The sequence below is a fragment of the Bacteroides intestinalis genome (assembly GCF_003464595.1).
Taxonomy (GTDB): domain Bacteria; phylum Bacteroidota; class Bacteroidia; order Bacteroidales; family Bacteroidaceae; genus Bacteroides; species Bacteroides intestinalis_A.
The window spans coordinates 371,615-396,346 of record NZ_QRZF01000001.1 but is presented as its reverse complement, the minus strand read 5'-3'; the positions used below and the strand labels follow the sequence as shown (position 1 = coordinate 396,346).

Below are 24,732 nucleotides of genomic sequence, written 5' to 3'. Positions count from 1 at the left end.
ATTTGAAATGTGAGTTTTTTTCTCTAATATGTGGCGTTTGGCTGCTTGTGGGCGGCATTTCGTTTTTTTGTCAACTTTCCGAATCTACTTGTAGAATTTATGAATGAGAATGGAAATAAGAAGGTAGATGGTTGTAAAGTGTTGATTGTTAGCATGGTGTCTTATGGCTTTTTGTCCAGTTAACAAGTCGTTTCCTATCTCATTTCCTGCATTTCAAATAGTAAGAAAACGGCCCTTTTCGTGAAAAACTGTTTTTGGTGTAGTGGAATAATAATCGGATCTTTGTAAAAGCAAAAAGATAAATTATTTGAAACAGAATTAAGCAGAATATGAACAAGCACTTTTACCTTAAGCATGAGATTATGTCTTTCAATGATCCCCGTATTCAGAATATGATTTCCCGTGAGGGCGGTAAGGCCTACGGTATTTATTGGTATATTTTGGAGAAACTGAGCTTTCTGCCCGATATGGAAGCGGACATGAAATACCTGAAACCTTTTGCCACCCGTAATTTTACTTATCCTTATATGATGAAGATCGTCACGGATTTCCAGTTGTTCACTATTGTCGGCGATCATTTTTCACCCGTGCAGCTAAATACGAAATACGTTGAAGAGCCGCAAAAAAAGGAAGAGGATGTGGAGGTGAAACCGACAAAAAATACTGCGAAAAACAGTGGGCAAAATGGCAAAAAGTACCCGGACAATGATGTAAAATCGGGCAAAAATGACGGATTTTCGACGAAAAACAGGCAGACAATGGACAAAAATCGCGATGGAAATGAATCTGGAGCAATTTGCAACAGTCAGAATAACAGTGGTTTATCCGAAAACTCCATACAGCATAAAGAGAATATAAGAGATATAATAACAACAGCAGCAAAAGAAAAAGAAATATCTGCTGTTGCTGCTACTGTTAATCACAGTGGTATCTATGTTGCTGCCGATACTGCCATCTTTCCCTTTTCCGGCAGTAGTTTCTTTCCTGCCATCTGTCTCAGGCAGCCGTCCTGTGAGCTGCCCTATCGCCAGCGAGGCACTTCTCCACCCGGCAGGCAATGCTATCTGGAACAATCTCACGAGGCAATGGATTCTTCTCCAACTTCGGATAAAACTGCCTTGCGAGATGGCGAAATTCGTCCCGTGATGCGACGAAATCCGCCTCGTGAGATGGGACAGCCTTGCTTCGTGGGGCGGTAAGAATCATCCCATGAGACGGATTTTGGGCTCGTATATCCACCGTATCATCAATTTGTTTGACGGACAGATTGTGTCGAAAGTGCAAAGTGAGAGTTTGTTACGATAAGATAAATTAATACCCCACCTGCCCGACTTATGATATAAATCCCTATCTTTGTGGCGCTTTTTAATAAAGAACTGGATTAAAATTAATAGATATAACAAAAAATGGCACAAGAAGACGTTTTTAAGAAACTCGTATCACACTGTAAGGAATACGGTTTCGTATTCCCCTCCAGCGACATCTACGATGGATTGGGAGCAGTGTATGACTACGGTCAGATGGGTGTGGAACTGAAAAACAACATTAAACAATACTGGTGGCAGAGCATGGTGTTGCTGCACGAAAATATTGTCGGCATCGACTCCGCTATCTTTATGCACCCCACCATCTGGAAGGCTTCCGGACACGTAGACGCATTCAATGACCCTTTGATTGACAACCGTGATTCCAAGAAGCGTTATCGTGCCGATGTATTGATTGAAGACCAACTTGCAAAGTACGACGATAAGATCAATAAAGAAGTTGCCAAAGCTGCCAAGCGTTTCGGAGAGTCTTTTGATGAAGCACAGTTCCGTAGCACAAACGGTCGCGTACTGGAACATCAGGCTAAACGTGACGCATTGCACGAACGTTTTGCAAAGGCACTGAATGATAATAACCTTGACGAGCTTCGCCAGATTATCGTGGATGAAGAAATCGTTTGCCCCATCAGCGGTACAAAGAACTGGACGGAAGTTCGTCAGTTCAACCTGATGTTCTCTACAGAGATGGGTTCTACTTCTGATGGTGCCATGAAGATTTACCTGCGTCCTGAAACAGCTCAGGGTATCTTTGTGAACTACCTGAATGTACAGAAGACCGGGCGTATGAAGATACCTTTCGGTATTGCACAGATTGGTAAGGCATTCCGTAATGAGATTGTTGCCCGTCAGTTCATTTTCCGTATGCGTGAGTTCGAACAGATGGAAATGCAGTTCTTCGTGAAGCCGGGTACTGAATTGGACTGGTTTAAGAAGTGGAAGGAAATTCGCTTGAAATGGCATAAGGCATTGGGATTCGGTGACGACCACTATCGTTATCACGATCATGATAAGTTGGCTCACTATGCGAATGCAGCTACAGATATCGAATTCCTGATGCCGTTTGGTTTCAAGGAAGTGGAAGGTATCCATAGCCGTACGAATTTTGACTTGTCTCAGCATGAGAAGTTCTCAGGTAAGAATATCAAGTACTTCGATCCTGAAACAAATGAGAGTTATACTCCGTACGTTATCGAGACTTCTATCGGTGTGGACCGTATGTTCCTCAGCATTATGTCTGCTTCTTATTGCGAAGAACAACTGGAGAGCGGAGAAAGCCGCGTAGTGCTGAGATTGCCTGCCGCACTTGCTCCTGTGAAGTTGGCTGTAATGCCGTTGGTGAAGAAAGACGGTCTGCCTGAAAAGGCTCGTGAGATCATCGACTCATTGAAGTTCCACTTCCACTGCCAGTATGATGAAAAAGATAGTATCGGCAAACGTTACCGTCGTCAGGATGCCATCGGTACTCCGTACTGTGTGACTGTTGACCACCAAACTCTGGAAGATAACTGCGTGACACTGCGTAATCGTGATACGATGCAACAGGAACGCGTGGCTATTGCTGAACTGAATAACATTATTGCAGACCGTGTCAGCATCACTTCATTGCTGAAAGGGTTGCAATAAGTACTGGAATTCGAAAGTTAGAATACAGAATAAAAAATAATTGAATGAATAAAAAACTCTTAGTATTTTTGCCTTTCCTGCTGATTTTGGCAGGTGCGTTTGTCTCTTGCGAAGAAGTGGAAGAGGAAGGGAAATATGCGAACTGGCAGGAGCGTAATCAAGCGTTTCTGGATTCTATCAAAGTAGTTGCGGGGGATAATTATGTTCCTATGGACTTGGAAAAGTTGGATAAAGTAGAGGTAGGCGAAATGTTCTATATTAAGAATGAATTTGTCAGTACTCTTCAGACTCCGGAATATATATATTGTAAAAAGCTTGTGAAGAATCTGGATGGACAACGTCCGATGGCTACAGAAGCAGCTTATACTTATTATTATGGTACATTGATTACTGGTACTAAGTTTGATGGAAGTTTTACGGGATATAGTGCAATAGATCAGGCTATCCCTAATCCTCCAAAGAATGAGCCGACAGATTTCGACTGGACTGTTAAGTTTACTATCAACTCATCTTCACTGACAAGTGGATGGAGAACTTTCCTGCAATATATGCGCGTTGGAGAACGCTGGATGGTTTATGTTCCATGGGGTTCTGCATATGGAACTGATGGTAGTGGATCGATTCCCGGTTATTCAGTATTAGCTTTTGATGTGATAATGACAGAGGTGGCTCAGTAAACTAACTTCTTCATGAAAAAATAAAGGAGGCATATCTATTTCTTTTGATTAGATATGCCTCCTTCTTTTGTTTTATATTTTGCTATTACAGGGTTTTCTATTGGAAATGTGTATATTTGCACAAAACTCGTATCGAAAATGTGTAAATTCACACATTTATGATATCAAAAATGTGATTTGCTATGTTTGAAAGAGACATTATCTCGCAATTGGCAGCATGGAAAACGGATACGAACAGAAAGCCTCTGGTAATTCATGGTGCACGACAGGTAGGTAAGACGTGGGCTTTGAAGTACTTTGGCAGAGAGTATTTTGACGATGTTGCTTATTTTAGCTTGGATAAGGATGAAAGTGGTCTTTGCGATGTCTTTAGAACAACGAAGGACCCTCAACGAATTATTCAACACTTATCTTTTTTGCATGGAAAGAAGATAGAACCTCAAACAACCTTATTGATTCTGGATGAAATTCAAGAGTGCAACGAGGCATTGAATGCATTGAAATACTTCTGTGAGGAAGCTCCTGAGTATGCTGTGGCGTGTGCGGGCTCTTTGTTAGGCATTTATCTGAATCATGTGGGCAAATCATTTCCGGTAGGGAAAGTGAATCATCTTTATATGTATCCGCTCACTTTTACGGAGTTCCTGAGGACAAAAGACCCAGCTATGCATGAGTATATGCATTCTATTGATAAGGTAGAACCACTGCCACAGATTTTTTTTGATAAGTTGCGGGAGTCTTTTACTGCTTATTCCATTTGTGGAGGTATGCCCGAACCTGCCACCTTGATGGTTGATTTTAATGATATGGAGAGAGTGGATTCTGCACTTCAAGATATACTGAATGATTATGCTCTGGATTTCGTGAAACATACTACTCCGACTTTGGCTCCTCGTATCAATTATGTCTGGAACTCGTTGCCTTCGCAGTTGGCGAAAGAGAATCGCAAGTTTGTTTATCAGTTGGTCCGTCCGGGAGCACGTGCCAGGGAATATGAAGATGCCATTTTGTGGTTGGAGCAGGCAGGGCTTATAAATAAAGTATTACTTAGCAAAGCTCCCAAGTTACCATTGAAAGCTTATGATGATTTAGGTACATTTAAACTTTATACATTGGATTTGGGTTTGTTGCGGAGGCTGTCTGAATTGGATGCCAGTATATTATTGTTGCCTACTCCTGCCTATACAGAATATAAAGGGGCGTTAGCTGAGAATTATATATTACAAAGCCTTACAGCACAGTTTCAAATGCCTTTCCGTTATTGGGCTTCAGGCAATAAGGCAGAGGTGGACTTTTTGCTTCAGTATGCCAATCAGATCTATCCGATAGAGGTAAAAGCAGACCAAAATATACAGGGCAAAAGTCTGATTCAGTATGAGAAACTCTTTCAACCTACTTGTCGAATTCGGTATTCAATGTTGAATCTGAAGCGGGATGGAAATTTGCTGAATATACCTTTGTTCTTGGCGGATAAGACGAAAGCGTTGTTGGGAGTGGTTAGTGATTAGTGGTTAGTGGTTAGTGATTAGCTTCATGCGGAATAATAGCGCAGCCTACTAATCACTAACCACTAACCACTAATCACTAATTACATCTTCTTTTTTAACGCCTTTACCCAAATCTTATACCCTTCTTCATTCAGGTGCAAGCCGTCACTAGTCAGTTCTTTGCGCAGTACATTCGTGCCTTTCTCTGTAAATAACGGGAAGAGGTTGATGAATGTAATCTTGTGATCTTTAGCTAAAACTTCCAGTTGTGCATTGATTTCGGGAACCATGTCGGTTTTCCCGGTTAATTTTTTGTAACGTCCGAAGCTCTCATCGAAAGGCAGGAGACTTTGCAGGTAGAGTTTCGTATCGGGAGATTCACGCTGAATGCGCTCTACGGTCATGCGTATCATATTGACAATGCTGTCCGCAGTGAGGTCGTGTGAGATGTCGTTGACACCGGCAAGGAGGAATAATTTCTCAGGGTGTCCCGGAAGTATCTGGTGCAGGCGGTCGTAAATACCCATAACTTCATCACCGATGATACCACGGTTACGGATGTTTTTCTTGTTGAGGCGAGCGTTCCAGTCGCCGCCACCTTCTGTAAGGCTGTTGCCTACCATGACGATGTCTTTGGAAGTAATGGCAGGTTCATCCATGAATTGAAGGAAGCGCTTATAGTAATGGTCCGTATAAATACGTGGGGTGGGATAGATAGAAGCTGCAACAACATTGGCTATCAGAGAGCGCAAACGAACCATGCTGTGACCGTCTTCGGGATGCACGGCATTGACGAGCAGGATGACGGAAGTATCGTTGTCCGGATCTATGATGATGGAAGTACCGGTGTATCCGGTGTGCCCGTAGGTATTCGGACCAAAATAATCTCCGTTATTGGAAGCGTAGGCGGTGAAGTTATCCCATCCTAAAGTACGTCCTAATGTAGCGGTGGCACGAGGGACGGTACGCATAGCTTTTACTCCCAATGGGCTGAGGATACGGTGTCCGTTCCATTCTCCGCCGTTTTGCAGGGCGGCGCAGAGGACAGCTATGTCTTCGGCACAAGAGAATACGCCGGCATTGCCGGAAATACCGCCATTCATGATGCGGGCGAGTGGATCGTGTACTTGTCCGCAGAGGACGCTGCCGTCGGGTTGCTTCTCGGTAGGAGCGATGAGGCTATGCCAGTCACCTTCAGTAGAGGTTGCCCAGTGGGCATCTGCTGTATTGATCCATTTTCCATCCTTGTCGCGCTTGCAGGGGAGATAATCGGTATGGGTCATACCTAATACATCAAAGAGATTTTCGCGAGCGAAGTCACGTAAAGATTGTCCGCTGACGGTTTCGATGATGCGTTGCAGGGTGATGTAGTTAAGGCAACTGTATTGGAAGTCGGTTTGCGGCTTGAAGTCGCGGCGGCAGTTGGCTATGTACTCTATCATTCCGTTGGGGCTGGGAGAGCCATATTGTTTCTCCAATTCACTGGTTGGAGCATAAGGGGGGAGGCCGGAAGTGTGCGTTAGCAGGTCGGCGATGCGGATGATTTTCTTATCTTTTCCGTCTTCGCTCATCCAGGACTTAAATTCAGGGATGTAGAGGCTGACGGGGTCCAGGAGGCGGAGCTTGCCACGTTCTGCGAGGATGTGGGTACAGATGGCAGTGGACATGGGTTTGCTGCATGAGGCCATATCGAAAATGGTGTTTACGGTCATTGGCTCGGTGTTAGGGTACACACGCTTGTTGCCGTATGCTTTGAGGTAGGCCATCTTCCCGTTGCGTACTACGGCGAGCACGGCACCGGGAATGTCTTTATTGGCGATGGCGGTTTCTATCGCTTCGTCAGCGTACAGCAAATGACGGGAATCCATGCCTACTTGTTCGGGGGCAACACGTTGCAAGGATTGTGCATTGGCTTGCAGGGCAAGCAACACAAAGAAGAAAAAGGAAGGGAGGAGTTTCATAATGTTACCCCCCTATAAGCATCCACTGCCTTTTTCACTGAACCATGCATTAGCAACAGTGCCTTTGCCTTTCCATAGTCCAATCCCAGTTCTTCTACAATCATACGGGTACCACGGTCTACCAATTTCTGGTTACTCAGTTGCATGTTCACCATCTTATTACCTTTCACGCGGCCCAGTTGTATCATGACAGAAGTAGTAATCATGTTCAGTATCATCTTTTGCCCCGTACCCGATTTCATGCGTGAACTGCCTGTTACATACTCCGGTCCTACAATCATTTCGATGGGAACATCTGCTTCTGCTGCCATTGGAGAGTCGGGGTTGCTGGTGATGCAGCCTGTAAGAATGCCGTGCTCGCGTGCTTTCTGCATGGCGCCGATCACGTAAGGAGTCGTGCCGGAAGCAGCAATGCCGATGACAGTATCTTTATCCGTAATGTTACGTTCAACCAACTCTTCCCAACCGCGACGCATATCGTCCTCCGCATTTTCCACCGGATTGCGCAGGGCTGTATCGCCACCTGCTATCAGTCCGATGACAAGCGTAGGCGGCATGCCGAATGTTGGAGGAATTTCTGATGCATCCAGCACACCCAGGCGACCGCTGGTACCTGCTCCCATATAAAAGATACGTCCGCCTTGCTTCATGCGTGGAACGATTTGTGTCACCAGTTTTTCAATCTGTGGGATGGCTTTTTGAACAGCCAATGCCACTTTCTGGTCTTCTGTGTTGATGTCCTCCAATATTTCGCGGACAGATTTCTTTTCTAAGTCGTTGTAGAGCGAAGGTTGCTCTGATATTTTTACGAATGCCATGATGATGATGAGATTTATGAGTTATAATTTATGATTTATGGGGACTGGGATGGTTAACTATGGTAGCTAATCAGGCCTTCCATAGGGCTTTGGAGAATGGTGCCTACTTGAACGCCCATTTCCTGTGCTGCTTCGGCAAGTACCTCCTTATAATGGAATGCTACGGAGCCGATGAAATGTACCTTGCTATGCTGATAATCGTATTGCATGACGTTCCTTTTCAGGAAAGCCTTGAAACTGTTCAGCACCAGCGTGCGCACACAAGGCTCGTCCAGATTCTGAGCGAGGAATGGAGACAGGCTTGCCAGGAAGCGGTTCGGGAATGGTTTACGATATACACGGTCGATGATGTCTGCCGGTTCCAGATTGAACTGCTTGAGGAACTTCTCTTTCAGTTCCGGAGTCATCTGATTCTTCAGAATATCGCCTACCAGCAACTTGCCCAGGCAAGCACCGCTACCTTCGTCGCCAAGGATGAAACCCAGGGGAGAGACGTTGGCACCAATGTGTTTGCCGTCGTAATAACACGAGTTGGAACCTGTGCCCATGATGCAGGCTATGCCCGGTTCGTGTCCGCAAAGTCCGCGGGCGGCGGCAAGCATGTCCGTATTTACTTCCACTTCGTCGCCCGAAACCTGGAGATGCTGGATAATGGCACGGTGTACCATGGCAATTTTGTCGGGAAAGCCACAGCCGGCACCATAAAAGTACACAGCGTCGAAGGCATTGGTCGTTAACTGGGGCAGCAGCGCTGTCGCAATTTCATTACTGATCTCCTCTTCCGACTGAAAGAAAGGGTTGGTACCTTTCGTAGAAACCTGCTGGATGAGTTTACCTTTCTCTACAACACACCAATCGGTTTTTGTAGAGCCACTGTCTGCTATTAATATCATATCGTTTAATTTTAATTATTCATCGTTTATATTTCATCGGTGTTATAGTCTTTTGCCGATTTACCTGCTTGCTACTATATCTTGATATATATCTTCCGTTTATACAATTGATAGCCGATGCACCAGTTGATGGCTACAAAGAGCAATGCATAGGCCAGTGAACCGCCTGTCTCACCGAATATCGGCATAAGAACAATCTTATATAAGAATCCGTGTATGCTGATGTTGCCATCACCCCAGGGGAAGCTGATGCTGCCGAACAGGATGCCGAGCACTCCACCCAGAACGTACATGAACAGGGGGTTGACACCGAAAGCTTCGAAGAAAGTACACCATTTCTTGTATCCTTTCACGTCGATGATCCAGATGAGCAATGCAAGGAAAGTAGAGGCCAACCCGCAAGTGGTGAGGACGAAAGTGGGAGACCAGATTTTCTTGTTGATAGGGCAACCGTAGCTCAGCAGGAAGCCTGCAAAAGTAAGGATGGCACCAACCAGGAATAATTTGATCAGGTGAGAGTTCAGTAACGCTTCGCGACTCTCGGCTTTATTGCTGTCCAGCATCATGCGACCCACGCAGAAACCCAGCAATACATGGGCAATGGAGGGGATGGTGCTTAAAAGACCTTCGGGATCAATGCCGTTGTCCTTGTACATATGTGCGGGGGTGAGGATGGCACGGTCCACTATGGAGAGGATATTGGTTTCGTTGTAAGCAAATCCGTTGCCACACATCAGCAGGATGAAGTAGCCTACCAGCAATGTGGCAATGAGGTAAGGGATATGACGGTGTTTCATGGTCAGCGCAATGATAGCGGTAGCACCGTAGCAAAGGGCCAGACGCTGCATGACACCCAGGATACGGATGCGGTCGAAAGTCCAGACGGATGCCCAGAGTTGTTCGCCAAAACTGAGGCCTTCATGGGAGCCTGCCCAGTAGTAACAGAATCTGGAGAACCAGCCGATGGCAAGTCCGATCAGGAAGATGATAATGGTGCGCTTCAATATCTTCATGGCGGCTGCATGACTGAACTCGAAATTGTACTTCTTCAGGGAGATATAGGTAGAGATACCCATGATGAACATGAAGAAAGGGAAGACGAGATCGGTGGGGGTGAGGCCATTCCACTCAGCGTGGCGCAGGGGGGCATATATATGTCCCCAAGTGCCGGGGTTGTTCACCATAATCATGCCCGCAATGGTGACACCGCGAAGGATGTCGAGGGCAAGAATGCGCTTGTTTGTCTTGGTCTGACTGTTCATTGTAATAAGTGTGTTAAGTTATTAGTTATAAGTTATCAGTTGCTTCAGCTTTCACGCTCTTCGTGCATTGGTCTACGAGATAGGCAATAGAGACGTAGGGGATACCTGAATTGGTAGTCAGTCCTATTTCGCAAGTACGACTGTTGGAGTAGCCGATAGTGATACTCGATGCTTCTATCTGCGGACGGAGTTTGCGCAGGGCATAGGAATTCAGTTCGGGATAGGTGAATCCACGGTCGCCGGCAAAACCACAGCAGCCTACTTCTTCGGGTACGAAGACATGCGTAGAACAGAGTTTTGCCAGGGAGATAATTGTATCTGCCAGACCCATTTTGCGCATGGAGCAGGTGATGTGTACAGCTACGGGGCGGTCGGTCTGCGTGAAGACCAGTTTGTCTCGCAGGAAGGTGTAGATGAATTCTGCAGGTTCGTAGAGTTTCATCTTCTGAATGGTTTCGCGCATGCGGTGCAGGCAGGGGCTCTGATCGCAGAGAACAGGGTACTTGCCTTGCTCGCTGGCTTCCCAAAAGGCGGCTTCGAGTTCGGCAGCTTTGCGGTCAGCAATGTCGAGCATACCTTTACTTTCCCAGATGGTGCCGCAGCAGAGCTTATCCATGTCCTTGGGGAAGATGACTTCGTAACCGCCTTTTTGCAGGAGGGAGATCATCTTGTTTACCAAAGGTTGCTCCACGGGGGATTTTTTCGGGAGACCCATGGTTTGGTTGATGCAGCTGGGGAAATAAACTACTTTGTTTAATTGACAATTGACAGTTGACAATTGTGACTTGTCAATTGAATAAGCTTTCGGCATGGCAGGCGTCCACAAAGGCACGCCCAATACATTGTGCATTCCTTTCGTAATGCTGCTCATAGCTTTAGTTCCCAATACGGAGTGCCCGAAATTGGCTAATGATAAAACGGGGCGCAGACTACTCTTAACACCGGCGAAGTGATTGGCTACGAAATCTCCTGCTTTATATCCGAGACTACCTTTCGGCAGTATTTCCTGGCGGATGATGTGGGTCAGGTCGCCTGTATTGATATTCATCGGGCAAGACATGGAGCACAGTCCGTCTCCTGCGCAAGTTTGATTGCCCGGGTAGCGGTATTGTTTTTCGAGTAGAGACAGACGTTCCGGGTCTGTGCCGCTTTGTTTCAGACGTGATATTTCCCGTTGCAATACAATGCGCTGGCGCGAAGAAAGGGTAAAGCCGCACGACAGGCAGTTCACTTCGCAGAAGCCACATTCGATGCACTTGTTTACTTTTTCGGCAGGACTGGCTTCGTCGATAGGAATCAACGGTAACGGTTTGAAGTTCTTGATGTGGCATTGCGGGTCATCATTGAAGATAACTCCCGGATTGAGCAGCCCTTTCGGGTCGAACAACTGCTTGACTGCCTTCATGGCTTCAAAAGCTGCCTCTCCCCATTCATATTTCACGAAGGGGGCCATGTTACGTCCGGTGCCATGTTCTGCTTTCAGCGAACCGTCGTATTTATCGACTACCAGAGTCTTTACGTCATTCATCAGGTCCTCGTAGCGCTTTACTTCGGCGTCGGTACTGAAGGATTGGTTCAGGATAAAATGGTAGTTGCCTTCCAGGGCATGACCGTAGATGCAGGCATCATCGTAGCCGTGGCGGGCGATGAGCTGTTGCAGGTCGGCAGTGGCTTCGGGCAGGTCTTCGATGTGGAAGGCTACGTCCTCGATGAGGCAGGTAGTGCCCGGCTGGCGTGTACCGCCTACGGATGGGAATATGCCTGAGCGGATAGCCCAATACTTGGAATATTCTTCCGGCCGGTCGGTGAAGTGCACGGGGATGTAGGTGCTGAAAGTTTTCAGACATTCCTCGATTACTGAGATGTTCTGTTCCAGTTCCTCGCGGGTGCGGGCTTTGGTCTCGGTCAGCACGGCTGTGAGGCCGGAGGCATCGGCAACTTCTTGCTTATACTTTAAGTAGACAGGGTCTTCTACCGAAGAGAGGCTCTTGTAGTCCAGCAGTTCGGCACCTTTTACTATCTTTCTGTCTGCTTCTGATGCGGAAGTATTGTCATTTGAGAGTTCTTTCATCACCACCACCGCCCGGCAGGCATCCTTGATGCTGGTAAAATAGAGCATGGCACTAGCCTTGTACGGATAGTCGTACTCTGTGCGCATGGTAATTTGAGAAAGGAACGCAAGCGTGCCTTCCGAGCCTACCATCAGGTGGGCAATAATATCGAACGGATCATCGAAACGGACAAATGGCAGAAGGTTCAGTCCGGTTACGTTCTTGATGGAGTATTTGTAGCGGATGCGTGCAGCGAGTTCTTCGTTGGCACGTATCTGGTCACGCAATTCGCAGATGCGATTGTAGAAATCGGGGTGGGTGGCTTCGAAGGAAGCACGCGAAATGTCGTCCCCTGTGTCTAGCACGGTGCCGTCCGCCAATACGATGCGGGCGGAGAGAAGTACCTTGTCGCTATTGGCATGTGTGCCGCAATTCATACCCGAGGCGTTGTTCATGACGATGCCGCCTACCATGGCACTTTTCACGCTTGCCGGGTCTGGAGCAAACTTACGTCCGTAGGGGGCGAGAATCTCGTTAACCCGCTGACCGATGATGCCCGGTTGCAAGGTAATCTGTTCATGATCGGGAGAAATGCTGTACTTCTCCCAATGTTTTCCGGCTACTACCAGGATAGAGTCACTAATGGCTTGTCCCGACAAACTGGTTCCTGCGGCACGAAACGTTACTGGCAGACCGTAACGGTCAGCAAGTCTCAGCAAGTCGGAGATCTCCTCTTCGCTGTTGGAACGAATCACGATTTGTGGGATAAGACGGTAGAAACCCGCATCTGTTCCCCATGCCAACCGGCGCAGTTCGTCGGTATATATCCTATCTTGCGGAATAAGTCCCCTTATTCCCTGCAAAAACGAAGTGTAGCTACTTTTTACCATAGTGTTTTCGCCTTTCTTTTCCTTATCATTCTTTTCTTCTTTCACCTGCCTGTGATGACAAGCACTTGTCACCCCTCATGGCATCCCGATTCCTTAATGGTTCTTTTCGGTGCAAGAAGCGTTTATTGTTCCCTACTTGTACAGGTAGTACTTCTTCGACAATCGTCGGAAGTCTTCAGCATCCTTATACCAATAGTCGCGAACATCTTCCCATCGGTTGCGCTGTGAGAACCGCTTGCGTATCTCTTCCGAGCCGCTTACCATGTCGAACATACGGAAACGTCCCTTGTCGGCATGCTCAAATACGGCACGGTCAGGATAGAGCGCTGCGATTTCCTGCATCACTAGGAATTGGATGTCGCTCAGCGGGGCTTTCTGCACGTCCATGATGTGTACCTGTACGCCTTGCAGCAATTCACCCTTACCCACGGAGTAGAAGGGTTTCAGATACATCGGCCTGAATACAACACCCGGCACATTCAATGCGTTCAGGTTTCCCGCCAGTTTTTCTGCTTCTACCCACTGTGCGGCGAACATCTGGAACGGTATCGTATAGCCTACCCCGATAGACATGTATCCCAGCTCACCCAGAATACCGCTTACCGGATAGAATATAGCCGAGTGCGGATGGGGGATATGTGGAGAAGAGGGTACCCATTGCAACCCTGTCTGTACATAGTCCATCTTGCGTTTCCAGCCTTTCATCTTCACAACGTGCAGGTTACATTGTGCTGCCATCATCTTCTCTCCGTTCAGCATCAATGCCAGCTCACCGCAAGTCAGCCCGTAAAGGTACGGAATCTTGAACTGACTGACAAAAGAAATGCAATCATCTTCTACCAGATTGCCTTCTATCTTGAGTCCGCCTACCGGGTTGGGACGATCCAATACGATAAATTCTTTACCGTTTTCGGCTGCTGCTTCCATAGCCAGTCCCATTGTACTGATATAGGTGAATGAGCGGCAACCGATATCCTGGATATCGTAGACTAATACGTCAATGTCTTTCAACATCTCCGGCGTAGCCTTGCGGGTTTTGCCGTAAAGGGAATATACGGGCAATCCGGTGGTGGCGTCTTTGATGTCTGTCACGTGGTCGCCGGCATGTACGTCGCCACGAACCCCATGCTCCGGACCGAAGAGGGCAACCAGATTTACGTTCGGTGCTTCATGCAGAATATCAATGGTGGATTTCATCTGATTATCCACTCCGGTGGGGTTGGTAATCAGACCTACGCGTTTGCCTTCCAGGCACTTGAAATTCTGGTCTTTCAGGACTTCGATACCTGTCTTTATTCTTATCTTTTGTGCCTGCACCACGCTTCCGCAAAGGAGGCAGAGCAAGGATATTATAATTATCTTCTTCATAACTAATCACTAATCATTAATTGTTAATCACTTTTTTCCGTATGTTGGGTCAATCTTCCTGTCGGCAAACACCGTGACCACAATAGTGGCGGCACAGCAGAGGATTACGATCCAGAAGAAGTTGACATAGCCGACTGCTTCCTGAAGGTAACCTGCAAACATGCCTGGAATCATCATGCTCAGTGCCATGAAAGCGGTACAGATGGCGTAGTGCGACGTCTTGAACTCTCCTTCGGAGAAGTACATCATATAAAGCATATAGGCCGTGAATCCGAATCCGTAGCCGAACTGCTCGATGGCAATGGCCGTTGAAATGGCAAATAGATTATCGGGTTGGCCGATGGCGAGATAGACGAAGGTCAGACAGGGGAGTGTCATACATGCTGCCATCCACCAAATGGATTTCTTCAGTCCGATGCGCGATGCGAATAATCCGCCTAGGATACCGCCTACGGTGAGGAATATCACTCCGATAGTGCCATATACAATACCTACTTCTGCTGTGGAAAGTTCCAGACCTCCTGCCTCTTTAGAAGCTACCAGGAAAGGCATGCACATCTTGATGAGGAATGCTTCGGGAAGGCGATAAAGTAACATAAATGCGATGGCCAACCATACGCCGGGTTTGGTGAAGTAAGTGGCAAATGTACGCCCAAACTCTTGGAATATGGCTTTTGCATTGGCTGTTCCCGGTGTCAATACAGACTTGTCAGAGGTAGGCTTGGGTATTGCAAAGAGGTGATAGAAAGTTACCAAACTGAACATGACGGCTGTAACCAGCATTGTGATGGTCCACGACAGTGGAATGTCTTTGTACCTCAGTTCAATGGCACCGGCAATGGCTACGAGTACTCCTTGTCCGAAGATGGATGCAAGGCGGTAGAAGGTGCTTCGGATACCGACGAATGCGGCTTGGTCGCTTTGCTTTAATGCCAGCATGTAGAAGCCATCGGCGGCAATATCATGTGTGGCCGAAGCAAATGCTGTAATGATGAAGAGAATCAGTGTAATGGTGAACATGCTGATGGGAGTCGTCCCGGCAGCTATTGTTGCTTCATCCGGTTTCGGAATGGACAGTGTCAACAGAATGAATGCTATCGACATCAGGATTTGCATAGAGATGATCCACCATCGTTTGGTCTTGATGATGTCGATGAACGGACTCCAGAAGGGCTTGATGGTCCAGGGTAGATACAGTAAACTCGTAAACAAAGCCATCTCTCCATTGGGAACACCCATCTTGGCAAACATCAGTACCGAGATGTTGTTAACTATGAAGTAGGGAATGCCTTGTGCAAAGTATAAGGTAGGTACCCATGCCCACGGTGATATTCTTTTTGTACTGTTCATGATATTGTTTATTGTTTTGTTAAATTATTCATATAGCTTCTCGATACTTGCACCTATGTAATAGTGCAGCAGTATCGCGTCATACTTATAGCCTTGTTCGCCCATAACAGCAGCACCGATCTGGCATAGTCCTACACCGTGTCCCCAGCCGGCTCCGGTGAGGATGAAACGGGCGGGGATACCTTCGGGAGAGACGTCTTCCTTATCTATTACAAATGCGGAACTGTACAGATGGGAAGTGGACAGTGTGCGACGTATTTCCAGTTCTTTGCCAATGGTGAGCGTCTTCTTGGTTCCTACGATTTTCAGTTTCCAGAGGCGACCTGAAGTTCCACGAGCGATAGGAACAAGATCAATGATTTGCCCGTAATCGATGCCAGAGCGTTTCAGGATCAGTGCGGAAAGTTCTTCTTGGGTGTAAACTACTTTCCAGCGATAGAAGTCGGTGGTTTCCTGGTCGTAGTTATTCAATACCTGTGAGAGGACTTTCTTGTCTGTGGTGTTGCAGAAAGCGGGTGGAGAAGTACGTATCCATGTCTTGGCTTCTTGCTCGTCGGTCAGATCTGGTAATCCGCTACCGGATAAGGTGTTTTCGAAACTCAAGTCATTGAATTTGGAACTGAAGATACGGAAATCCCGTTGTTTCAGGAGATAGGGATACTTCACATCTTCCCAGCAATACTGGAATTCTTCGAATGCACCGCCGCAGCATTTAGAGAATCGGGCATCGCATATCTTACCGTCAGACGTTAATACTTGTCCGCGGGTGGCAGCGATGGCTTGCTTTACGATTTCGGTGGAGGCACGGGTAATGCCTTGGTAACGCTGGCAGTGGTCGTCTGCACAGACGTCGAAACGGGTGTGGTCTTCACGGTCGTACCAACGGATTAACTCTTCATCTGTTTGGGTGAAAGCGGAATACTCTGTCTGGGTTTCCGTAATCTCCTTGTTCTTATGAATCTGAGCCAAAAGCCAGCTTCGTGAAATTACTGCATGTGCCTCCAACAGCTCTAACGAAGCCGTTGCGCTCATCTCACTGGAGATTACGCTGGTCAGGTAATCTTCTACGTGAATGACGTTGATACCTGTCAGCTTCTTGTTCTCCACAATAATCTTCAGAGAACCCAGAAAGCGCTGGTCTTCTTTGCGCTCCCAGTGGAAGTTGATGCCGATGGTGACATCGAGCAGTTCGAAAGCGTCGGTGGCTTCGTTTACAGGTTCAAATAGAAGCTCGTCATAAAGGCGTCCGTTCCACAGTATCCTGTCTTCGTTGTAGGTCACAACCTGCTTACCACTGATTTCCATACCGTTGATGCGGTACGGATTCAGCAGGATAAACTCTATTTGTGGCTCGAACAATATGCCTACGTGTACTTTGGGCTCTTTCATAATCGTTTATATTTGTTCTTTAATGCGCTGACGTACCCGATGGAAGTCTTCGGCAGAAAGCGATACTTCACTCAAGATCTGGGCTATATCTTCGGCTGTGATCTTGAGAAAGTCTTTTTCTACCGGTGTGATAAACACTCCGCCGAGGTCTACGGATGCAGGACTGCTCAATAAATTAGCATCCCCTTCGGCTGTATAGCAAGCCGGACGGTGCTTCTCACGTGGAAATACGCATACGATCCATTTCTCATCTTCGTACCATGCCAATATATTCATCATCGGTTCGTCATCTCCCGGTTTGATGTCCAGTGAGTGGTAAATGATATCGAACAGGGCGGCAGCGTGTTTCTTATTGCCTGCTTCGATGACCAATGTTGCACGGGGAGCGTCATTCAGGTACCAGAGGGTAGCTTCACCGTAATCGGCCACTTTGCCTGCTACCTGTCCGCGCCAGTCCTTTTCAATAGGCATGAAACCTTTGTTGCCTGCCTGGAAGTGAGCATGGTCGGGGGCGGATGCACCGCATTTGGGACCATTATAGAATATTGTGTAATCCGTCAACGCCTGTGCCAATGCCAGCATATCCTTGAAACGGACGGCTATGCGCTGGTTCACGTGTGCCACTTCCGGTATCGTCAGGTGGCGGGGAAAGATAGGGAACGGATTGACCAGGATATTATAATGTCCTTCGAATGGAATTCCTTTCTGCACCGGCGGTAAATTGGCCGGGCAGAGAAAACATTTGCGTTCCTTGATGGACTGGGCATCTACTTTAGCTCCCGAAGAAACGATACGTGCAGGATTGAACTGTACCTTATATGGAATACCGTTTACATCCAACTCCTTCACCTGCACACCCGAAAGGGCGGCGTAGTTGTTACGAGCCGTTTCCCAGGAGGCAAGTTGCTCGGTAAGCAGATTGTTTATGGTTTGGTTCATATATACTCTATATATTATTGATTGTATAATGCGAATCTTTTGCTCGGTCAGGCAATGATGCCTTGCTCGGTCGAGTGACGATGCTTCACCCGGTCGAGTGACGATGCTTCACCCGATCGAGTGACGATACTTCACCCGATCAAGTGACGATACTTCGTCAATATTTGCTTTTATTCTTCGCCACACGTGCCTGGAGTTCCCAGGTACGGATGCGGTCTTTATATAGATTATGGCCATTCATTTTCACGATATCCAGTGAAGCATCCGAGTTGTCGTCCCAGCGGCGGCACATGTAAACTACGTCATACACACGGCCGATCTGGTATTGGCGGGAGAAGTTTAATCCCAGTGCATAGTCTTCACCATAGCTGGTATTCGGAACTTTCACTTCACGCAGCACCGGAGTATAGAAAGCACGCGGAGCACCCAGACCATTGATGCGGAGTGCATTGTTGCGTCCGTTTTCGGGGGTCCATTCTTTATGGTCGATAATACCCGGAGCAATCATATTCATATTGAAGTCCGTCATCATATAAGTACCTACCACCATGGCGCAATTCTGTTCATAGAAAGCACGAACCATAGTGGTCAGTGTATTTTCATCGCTGTACACGTCGTCACTGTCCAGTTGTACGGCGAACTTACCACACTTAGGATGATGCACACCCATGTTCCAGCACCCGCCGATACCCAGGTCCTTGCGTTCGGGGATGATATGGATGAGGCGTTTGTCGTTCTTGAACTCGTCAATAGCTTCTGTGGTCCCGTCCGTAGAGTGGTTGTCGATGATAATCAGGTTGAACTTAAAGTCGGTCTTCTGCTTCAATACCGAATGGATGGCATCGCGGATGGTGCGGATACGATTGCGTACGGGGATGATAACCGAAGCTTCATATTCGAAGTTGCCTGCTGAGAATTCTATTTGTTTGAATTCAGGAACCAGATAACCGCCGATTTCTTTCAGATGCTCGGTACAAGCCTGTTCCATTTCAATCTGGCGGTCACGGTTTCTGGGATCCACGTAATCGAATATCTTCTCACCGCTCTTGCGCGTATCGTCTTCGATTTCGCTGTACAGATACTCATTGATGTGTACCAGACTTTCTTTTTGGCTTACTTTCAGACGAAGGTCATAAAGTCCGGCAAATTTATACTCGTCTTCATTCATGCGGGCAGCGGCTTCCTTGAATGCATCCGTACGAAATAACAGTACGGAACCGAAGTCGAAATCATCGCGCAATGAGCCGAATTGATAATCGATCACCGGGGCATTGGTTTGCTTGCCTTCCTTTACCTGGTAGCGGTCAGCATATACCATGCCTGCACCGCTGTCTTCAGCAATGTGGATCATACGCTCCAGGGCGAATAAACCCAGTTCGAGCGTCGTATATTTCGTATAGATCAGTGTATATTCTGCATCGCTATGTCCGGCGATATCCCTCATAGCAGTGCTGGACTGGATGGATTGCATGTGCAGGGTACTGCATCCGGGTAGGTTTTCTGTAACGTCCGGTAGGGCGAGCAGATAAATATTATTCACTAAGCCGGTTTCTTGCAGGCCTTTTACTGTCTTTTCCGCTTGTGCAGCTCCTGAGAAAGGAACGAAGCAATTGATTTTATTCATAATGTCCTATATTGCTTTTAATTATTAATTCTTTAATTTTTAACTCGTAGCAGTCCTACTTCGCCACTGGTGGCGGTGAACAATACCTGTCGCCCGTTCAGCGGCACTACGGTACTGATCAGTGAGTTACCTATCTTATGCTTCCACAAGACTTTACCGGTTTGGGCTTCTAAGGCAAAGATCAGTCCTTCCTTGGTGCTGCCGAACATTACACCTCCCTTTTCCACTTGCATGGAGGGTGCATGTTCGTATCCGAAGCCGACGTTGCTTGCCCATAATTCGCGGGGTTGATCTCCTTGTGTGGCATAGCAGACAATACTGTCGTTCATGGTCTTGCTGAATACACGCGTTCCGTCTTCCGACAGGCCAATCGTTTCACGTACCATAGACTGGAAAGTGCGCCATACAGTTTTTCCGTTTTCTATATTGATAGCCGTCATGGCACGTTGCGGGTCGGTGATAAATACTTTGCCTTCTGCGGCTACCGGCCATACGGCTGCGGGTGAGAAGTGCATGCGCGTCAGCCCGCCTGTCCACTTCCATAATTCCTTGCCGTCTGCCTTATTCAATGCATAGAGGGTATTGTCCCAGGCACCGAAGATCACTTTGTCGGCTGTTACCAGTGGTTTGGTTTCAATGTATCCTTTCACACCGGTATATGCCCAGATTACTTTACCTGTATGGATATCAATAGCACGGAAAGTAGAATCGCTGGCACCGATGTAGGCAATTCCATTTTCAATGGTTACCGCGCCCAATACCGGATCTTCTGCTTTTACAGTCCATAGCAGTTTTCCGTCTTTGCTGTTCAGACCGTAGATGTTACGATCGGCAGAACCGAATACGACTACACCATCTGCCGCAGCCGGAGTACCTACAATACGCTTACCGGACTGGAAATTCCATAGTTTCTTTCCATTCTTCAAGGCGTAGCAAGTCAGGTAACCCATATCGTCTCCGACGAACACTTTGTCTTTTTCTACTGCAGGCGAACAATAGATACCTGCACCGGTTTGCACTACCCACTGTTCTTTCACATTCGGGTATTCTGTGTTGACTGAAAAGTCGGGGTATTTCTCTGCTTTTCCATTGCGGTCATAATAGGGCTGAGTCAGTGAGAAAGCAGCCCATTGCTTTTTCGGTTCGCCAATGCGTTGAGTGTAGACGAGAATCGAATCTTTCGTTATATCATAGATGCCGTATCCCGGTTTTCCTTCTTTATCACGCAGGTTGCTGCGCATTAAGATACCCGGAATGCCATCATAACGCAAATCCCGGTTACGGTGATAGTGCCCGCCGATGAACAAACGAATGTTATAGGGGCGCACTGCATCTGTTACTTCATACCAGTTATCCACATCTCCATCCAGTAACGGATAGTGTGTGACGAGTATAACCGGTTTATCTTTTCCAAACTTATCTATTTCTTCCGTCATCCAACGGATATCCTGCGGAACGACATGTCCGTAAGCCATACGCATTAACGGGCCGGAGTTGAAGCCCAGAAACAGGATACCTTTATGCTCGAATTCAAAGCGTTCGCCGCCGAAAATCTCACCGAAGGCAGTACAACCGGAGTTACTCCATTTGGTTTCATGGTTACCGAGGATCATGTAATACTTTGCTTTCAGTAAATCCAATGTCTCTTTTACTTTCAGCATGGTGGCACGGTCGCCCTCTTCGGTAATGTCGCCCGTAACCAAAACAAAGTCGATACTGTCTGTCGCATTTATTTGCGCGACGGAACGTAGCAAGTCTTCCGTCGGGTTGGGATTGTTGGGGCTGAAATGGATGTCCGTTATTTGCGCAAAACGGAATGTGCCATGTTGTGCCTGTACCGCGAACGGTAGCAGGCAGCCCAACAGGAACATTATTAAAAGTCTTCGCTTCATAGATGATGATTGGTTTTAGTATATTATTGCTTGAATAAATTAGTTTTTTCACTGAAGAATGTCAGGATGGCATTCATCAACGCTTCTCTTTCAGAGGCAGTGCGCAATGCTTCGAACGGGAAGCCCAGTATGCAGGTCTTGTAGTCGCCTTTGTAAGCTACTCCGGCACTCAGGTTGTTTTCCGAATAACGCATTACGGTGTATGCATCTTTTGTTGCCGGTTCGATGGCATCCGGTGATTCTACCACATAGCTGTCTGCATTCAGTTCATTATGGTATGTATAGTTGCCTGAAAGGGCGGGGAACGGTGAAGCTACACATTTCACCTTACCCTCTGTAGCTGCCTGCCCCACGCGCCATTTATATTTCAGGACTTCTGTTGCAAATTTCTTATCGGATTCCTGAGCCGGGGCAAGGCGATTGTCCCAAAGGTCGGTTCCTACATAAGCACCCGAGACGAAGATGTTTCCGCCTTGTCCGCAATATGCGGTGATAGCTTCCTGCATAGGTTGGCTGAATGTTTTGAACTCTAACGGCTTCACACCGCCACGTCCCATTTTGGTCTGACATTCTTTACCTAATATCAGGTCTACATACTTATAATCGTTCAGGTTCATTGTTTTATTTTCCACACTTTCATCGCTGCAAGATATGAAAGAATATCCGGCTTTCAAAATGGCGGCTCCATGAATAGCGGGATAATCGAATGTGTTTCCGGCGATTACTTTATCTTCGTAATTACCATAGCTGTCGCCAAAGCCGGAAGCATCGTCGTCCATCCATGGAATGGAACGGCGGTATTCTTTCATCTTACCGATGTAGCTGATATCTTTCAGATAAGGTACGCCGTGGTCCAGATCATCTAAGAAGCCGGCGAATAAAGTATCACCGGGAGCAGGTGCAACAAAATCTGCCGGAGCACTGATACGGTCGAAGCCGTTTACTATCAGCACGATATCTGAGTGATTAGCGTTTAGTGATGAGTGATTAGCGTTTGTTTGCTTATCACTCATCGCTAATCGCTTATAGCTATTAAGTGCACGTCCTGCAGAGAGTATTTCGGACGGGAAACTTTCTCCGCCCTTGTTGACGGCAGTTACTTTATAACTGCATACCATGCCGGCAGGGAGGGCAGTGCGATAGGTATTCTTATCTACCAACACGCCATTGTCGAAATCGCCATCTCCGATGCGGGTATAAACTATATATTTTTCAGCATTTGCCGTTGGCTCCAGTGGGTCGGCTACGGGTTGCCAGGTCAGCTCTATTTCATTCTCGCCTGCCATTTTCAATGCCATATTGTCGACAGGTAACGGCTGAACAATATAATCCATGTGGTATTGCGAGCAAATGAATTGCAGCATACCTTTATAGATTGCACGGCTTACCGTAAAACGGAAACGTGGATCTAAACCATAACGCATGTCTGCAAAGTTCTGGTGTGAAAGTAATTCCAGTAACATAGTGGGGACACGGGGCACACGTGCTTCGTAGTAGGATTGGTTCCACATACCGCGGCGTGTCCAATCCGGTTCGTATAGGCTGCGGATATCCCGTACAATATTTGACTGAATCAGGTCTGTCATGTCGTGTGCCAGATAGCGGGATGCTCCGTTGGCGTATTCTTCATTGTGAACGTTGGTATAGTAGATGCCCAATGTTCCGATGATGGAATCGTTTAGCGTGGTTCCTGCATCTGAATGGAAGGCGAAAGCCATATCTACCGGGATATTCAGTCCTTGTTCTGTCGGGTTAACCGCAGAACCACCGGCAAGGTAATTCACCCAGATACCACGACATTTGTAATCGTCCGTATAGTCATTCTTACCCTGACTGTCGGAATAGACACTGTCCGGAATACCTGCCCATTGAAGCCAGTAGCGTGCCGCCTCGCAGAAACGGGGATAACCGCTTATCTCATACGGATAATCTACTTTTGGCATTTCTTTATGCACTATGGCAGCATTGCCGTCCGAACTTTTAATATTCTCTGTGGCACCTGTCTCAGAGATACGGCGTGCCATATTTCCCATACCACCTCCGATTTTTACGGCATCAGCGGTAACGATACGTCCGGCTTTATCAGAACGATTGCTTAAAACAACTTTTCCGGCATCGCTTTTTCCGGCATCAAAACCAAATGTACCCAGATAAATCCAGGTGCCGCCACCCATCTGTTGGTTCACTTTGAATTGGGAGACTCCTCCTTTGTGATAAACGGTGTAAAGGGCATCATCCGTACTGTTTGGCAATGATTTATAGGATACATAAACGGCATACTGTCCGGTTGACGGAAGTTCAGGAATCCATTCGGCTGTACTCTCTTTCTCCTTCTTACCTTTCACCGTCTCAACAGTGCGGAAGGTTCCTTCACGGAATGGGTTCTCAAAATTGATATATTGATCGCGCAGATGGGCGAAACCTTCACCAGTACCTTGCATCCAGTTCTTATCGCCTATCTTTTCTGTATAAACGGAACGGGAGTGAAGGCAACCGTCATTGTCTACAACAACTTCTGCTATTTGGCTATCCCGTTCACGGGGCATCAACACATTAGCTCCTGCATTCTCCAACATGGGAACCAAGAAAGGCAGTACATAACTTTGCGTATATAAATCCTCCACCGTCTGGAAGATGCGGGCGCGTTGCCATTCCCAGCGTGTCAGTTTGGGCTCATAATAGAAGCCATGACTCTGCCACAAAGCAATGTGACGGTTCTTTAGTCCATTTGTAGGGGTATAGGGGGTAGAAAGGGCCGTTACTAAAGGTTTTGTCCCGGCAGGATTGAATGTTTTGTTTTTTTTGTCCTTTTTGCTGCGTAGTGCCTGGGGGATTAATTCTTCAATGCTACGCTTATTCGTGCGGATTTGCAGGTTGTACTTTGAAAACTCTGCCGGAAGCAGTGCCTGCACACCTTGATAAATCTCTGTCACATTATCTTCTCGGAAAGGAATATATGCACAGTTCATGTTAGCAAATAATTGCAACGTATTTCCTTCAATGGCAACAGAGTCAATCCGGATGCGTCCTACGGAAACCTCTTTCCGTGCGGTTGCGTCCAGAAACTTACCGATTTCCTGGCGGACATCCGTCGGAAGCTCTTGCGCGCCTCCCGTCTGGGGGATCAGGGAGGCGGTGAGCAAAGTGAACAAAAAATGAAGTCTTACATTCATGGATGATGTA

Annotated in this window: 16 protein-coding genes; 4 read left to right on the top strand and 12 right to left on the bottom strand. The window is 47.1% G+C overall.

What is annotated here, in order from left to right; translation table 11 throughout:
* Positions 1-329 precede the first annotated feature (329 nt).
* The 4 genes from DWW10_RS01435 (at position 330) to DWW10_RS01415 (ending at position 5,133) form a co-directional block, all read left to right on the top strand.
* Positions 330-1,199 carry a DUF4373 domain-containing protein gene (locus tag DWW10_RS01435; RefSeq protein WP_259320397.1) on the top strand — a complete coding sequence of 290 codons (870 nt, stop codon included), beginning with the start codon at positions 330-332 and terminating at the stop codon, positions 1,197-1,199.
* Between the two features lie 207 nt (positions 1,200-1,406).
* Complete coding sequence (locus DWW10_RS01425) at positions 1,407-2,948, top strand: glycine--tRNA ligase (protein ID WP_007660624.1); 1,542 nt, start codon at positions 1,407-1,409, stop codon at positions 2,946-2,948.
* Between the two features lie 44 nt (positions 2,949-2,992).
* Positions 2,993-3,625: a BamJ family beta-barrel-assembly machinery protein gene (locus DWW10_RS01420; protein ID WP_118420645.1), complete on the top strand. Its 633-nt coding sequence runs from the start codon at positions 2,993-2,995 to the stop codon at positions 3,623-3,625.
* Positions 3,626-3,807: 182 nt separating this feature from the next.
* Positions 3,808-5,133: an ATP-binding protein gene (locus tag DWW10_RS01415; protein WP_118420644.1), complete on the top strand. Its 1,326-nt coding sequence runs from the start codon at positions 3,808-3,810 to the stop codon at positions 5,131-5,133.
* Positions 5,134-5,213: 80 nt separating this feature from the next.
* On the opposite strand, the gene DWW10_RS01410 is transcribed toward DWW10_RS01415, so the two are convergent.
* From DWW10_RS01410 to DWW10_RS01355, 12 genes are all read right to left on the bottom strand, one after another.
* On the bottom strand, positions 5,214-7,073 hold the full coding sequence (locus tag DWW10_RS01410) for a serine hydrolase (protein ID WP_022394233.1): 1,860 nt from the start codon (positions 7,071-7,073) through the stop codon (positions 5,214-5,216).
* Positions 7,070-7,891 (bottom strand): N-acetylmuramic acid 6-phosphate etherase, encoded by an 822-nt coding sequence (gene murQ / locus DWW10_RS01405; protein WP_021968228.1) that lies wholly within the window; start codon positions 7,889-7,891, stop codon positions 7,070-7,072. Before murQ ends, DWW10_RS01410 begins: the two co-directional genes overlap by 4 nt.
* A gap of 53 nt (positions 7,892-7,944) precedes the next feature.
* Positions 7,945-8,784 (bottom strand): hypothetical protein, encoded by an 840-nt coding sequence (locus DWW10_RS01400; RefSeq protein ID WP_022394232.1) that lies wholly within the window; start codon positions 8,782-8,784, stop codon positions 7,945-7,947.
* Positions 8,785-8,858: 74 nt separating this feature from the next.
* Positions 8,859-10,046 (bottom strand): acyltransferase family protein, encoded by a 1,188-nt coding sequence (locus DWW10_RS01395; RefSeq protein ID WP_118420643.1) that lies wholly within the window; start codon positions 10,044-10,046, stop codon positions 8,859-8,861.
* Between the two features lie 25 nt (positions 10,047-10,071).
* Entirely contained in the window at positions 10,072-12,987 is a 2,916-nt protein-coding gene (locus tag DWW10_RS01390; RefSeq protein ID WP_022394230.1) for an FAD-binding and (Fe-S)-binding domain-containing protein, read from the bottom strand.
* A 132-nt stretch (positions 12,988-13,119) separates the two neighbouring features.
* Positions 13,120-14,355 (bottom strand): exo-beta-N-acetylmuramidase NamZ family protein, encoded by a 1,236-nt coding sequence (locus DWW10_RS01385; RefSeq protein ID WP_118420642.1) that lies wholly within the window; start codon positions 14,353-14,355, stop codon positions 13,120-13,122.
* A 27-nt stretch (positions 14,356-14,382) separates the two neighbouring features.
* Positions 14,383-15,705, bottom strand: coding sequence for an MFS transporter (locus DWW10_RS01380; RefSeq protein ID WP_022394228.1), 1,323 nt, complete (start codon positions 15,703-15,705; stop codon positions 14,383-14,385).
* 24 nt (positions 15,706-15,729) lie between these two features.
* On the bottom strand, positions 15,730-17,094 hold the full coding sequence (locus DWW10_RS01375) for a SpoIID/LytB domain-containing protein (RefSeq protein ID WP_118420641.1): 1,365 nt from the start codon (positions 17,092-17,094) through the stop codon (positions 15,730-15,732).
* Positions 17,095-17,100: 6 nt separating this feature from the next.
* Entirely contained in the window at positions 17,101-18,033 is a 933-nt protein-coding gene (locus tag DWW10_RS01370) for a DUF4922 domain-containing protein (protein WP_022394226.1), read from the bottom strand.
* Between the two features lie 157 nt (positions 18,034-18,190).
* A complete protein-coding gene (locus tag DWW10_RS01365; protein WP_022394225.1) occupies positions 18,191-19,657 on the bottom strand; it encodes a glycosyltransferase family 2 protein in 1,467 nt (488 codons plus the stop codon).
* Positions 19,658-19,689: 32 nt separating this feature from the next.
* Entirely contained in the window at positions 19,690-21,549 is a 1,860-nt protein-coding gene (locus tag DWW10_RS01360; protein WP_022394224.1) for an outer membrane protein assembly factor BamB family protein, read from the bottom strand.
* Between the two features lie 23 nt (positions 21,550-21,572).
* The gene (locus DWW10_RS01355) at positions 21,573-24,722 is read right to left on the bottom strand and encodes a golvesin C-terminal-like domain-containing protein (RefSeq protein ID WP_022394223.1); all 3,150 of its coding nucleotides are present in this window, start codon (positions 24,720-24,722) and stop codon (positions 21,573-21,575) included.
* Positions 24,723-24,732 lie beyond the last annotated feature (10 nt).

Excerpts from the sequence above, each read along its gene's own strand:
- DWW10_RS01435 (WP_259320397.1), top strand. The coding sequence starts at position 330 with ATGAACAAGCACTTTTACCTTAAGCATGAGATTATGTCTTTCAATGAT.
- DWW10_RS01425 (WP_007660624.1), top strand. The coding sequence starts at position 1,407 with ATGGCACAAGAAGACGTTTTTAAGAAACTCGTATCACACTGTAAGGAA.
- DWW10_RS01420 (WP_118420645.1), top strand. The coding sequence starts at position 2,993 with ATGAATAAAAAACTCTTAGTATTTTTGCCTTTCCTGCTGATTTTGGCA.
- DWW10_RS01415 (WP_118420644.1), top strand. The coding sequence starts at position 3,808 with ATGTTTGAAAGAGACATTATCTCGCAATTGGCAGCATGGAAAACGGAT.
- DWW10_RS01410 (WP_022394233.1), bottom strand. The coding sequence starts at position 7,073 with ATGAAACTCCTCCCTTCCTTTTTCTTCTTTGTGTTGCTTGCCCTGCAA.
- murQ (WP_021968228.1), bottom strand. The coding sequence starts at position 7,891 with ATGGCATTCGTAAAAATATCAGAGCAACCTTCGCTCTACAACGACTTA.
- DWW10_RS01400 (WP_022394232.1), bottom strand. The coding sequence starts at position 8,784 with ATGATATTAATAGCAGACAGTGGCTCTACAAAAACCGATTGGTGTGTT.
- DWW10_RS01395 (WP_118420643.1), bottom strand. The coding sequence starts at position 10,046 with ATGAACAGTCAGACCAAGACAAACAAGCGCATTCTTGCCCTCGACATC.
- DWW10_RS01390 (WP_022394230.1), bottom strand. The coding sequence starts at position 12,987 with ATGGTAAAAAGTAGCTACACTTCGTTTTTGCAGGGAATAAGGGGACTT.
- DWW10_RS01385 (WP_118420642.1), bottom strand. The coding sequence starts at position 14,355 with ATGAAGAAGATAATTATAATATCCTTGCTCTGCCTCCTTTGCGGAAGC.
- DWW10_RS01380 (WP_022394228.1), bottom strand. The coding sequence starts at position 15,705 with ATGAACAGTACAAAAAGAATATCACCGTGGGCATGGGTACCTACCTTA.
- DWW10_RS01375 (WP_118420641.1), bottom strand. The coding sequence starts at position 17,094 with ATGAAAGAGCCCAAAGTACACGTAGGCATATTGTTCGAGCCACAAATA.
- DWW10_RS01370 (WP_022394226.1), bottom strand. The coding sequence starts at position 18,033 with ATGAACCAAACCATAAACAATCTGCTTACCGAGCAACTTGCCTCCTGG.
- DWW10_RS01365 (WP_022394225.1), bottom strand. The coding sequence starts at position 19,657 with ATGAATAAAATCAATTGCTTCGTTCCTTTCTCAGGAGCTGCACAAGCG.
- DWW10_RS01360 (WP_022394224.1), bottom strand. The coding sequence starts at position 21,549 with ATGAAGCGAAGACTTTTAATAATGTTCCTGTTGGGCTGCCTGCTACCG.
- DWW10_RS01355 (WP_022394223.1), bottom strand. The coding sequence starts at position 24,722 with ATGAATGTAAGACTTCATTTTTTGTTCACTTTGCTCACCGCCTCCCTG.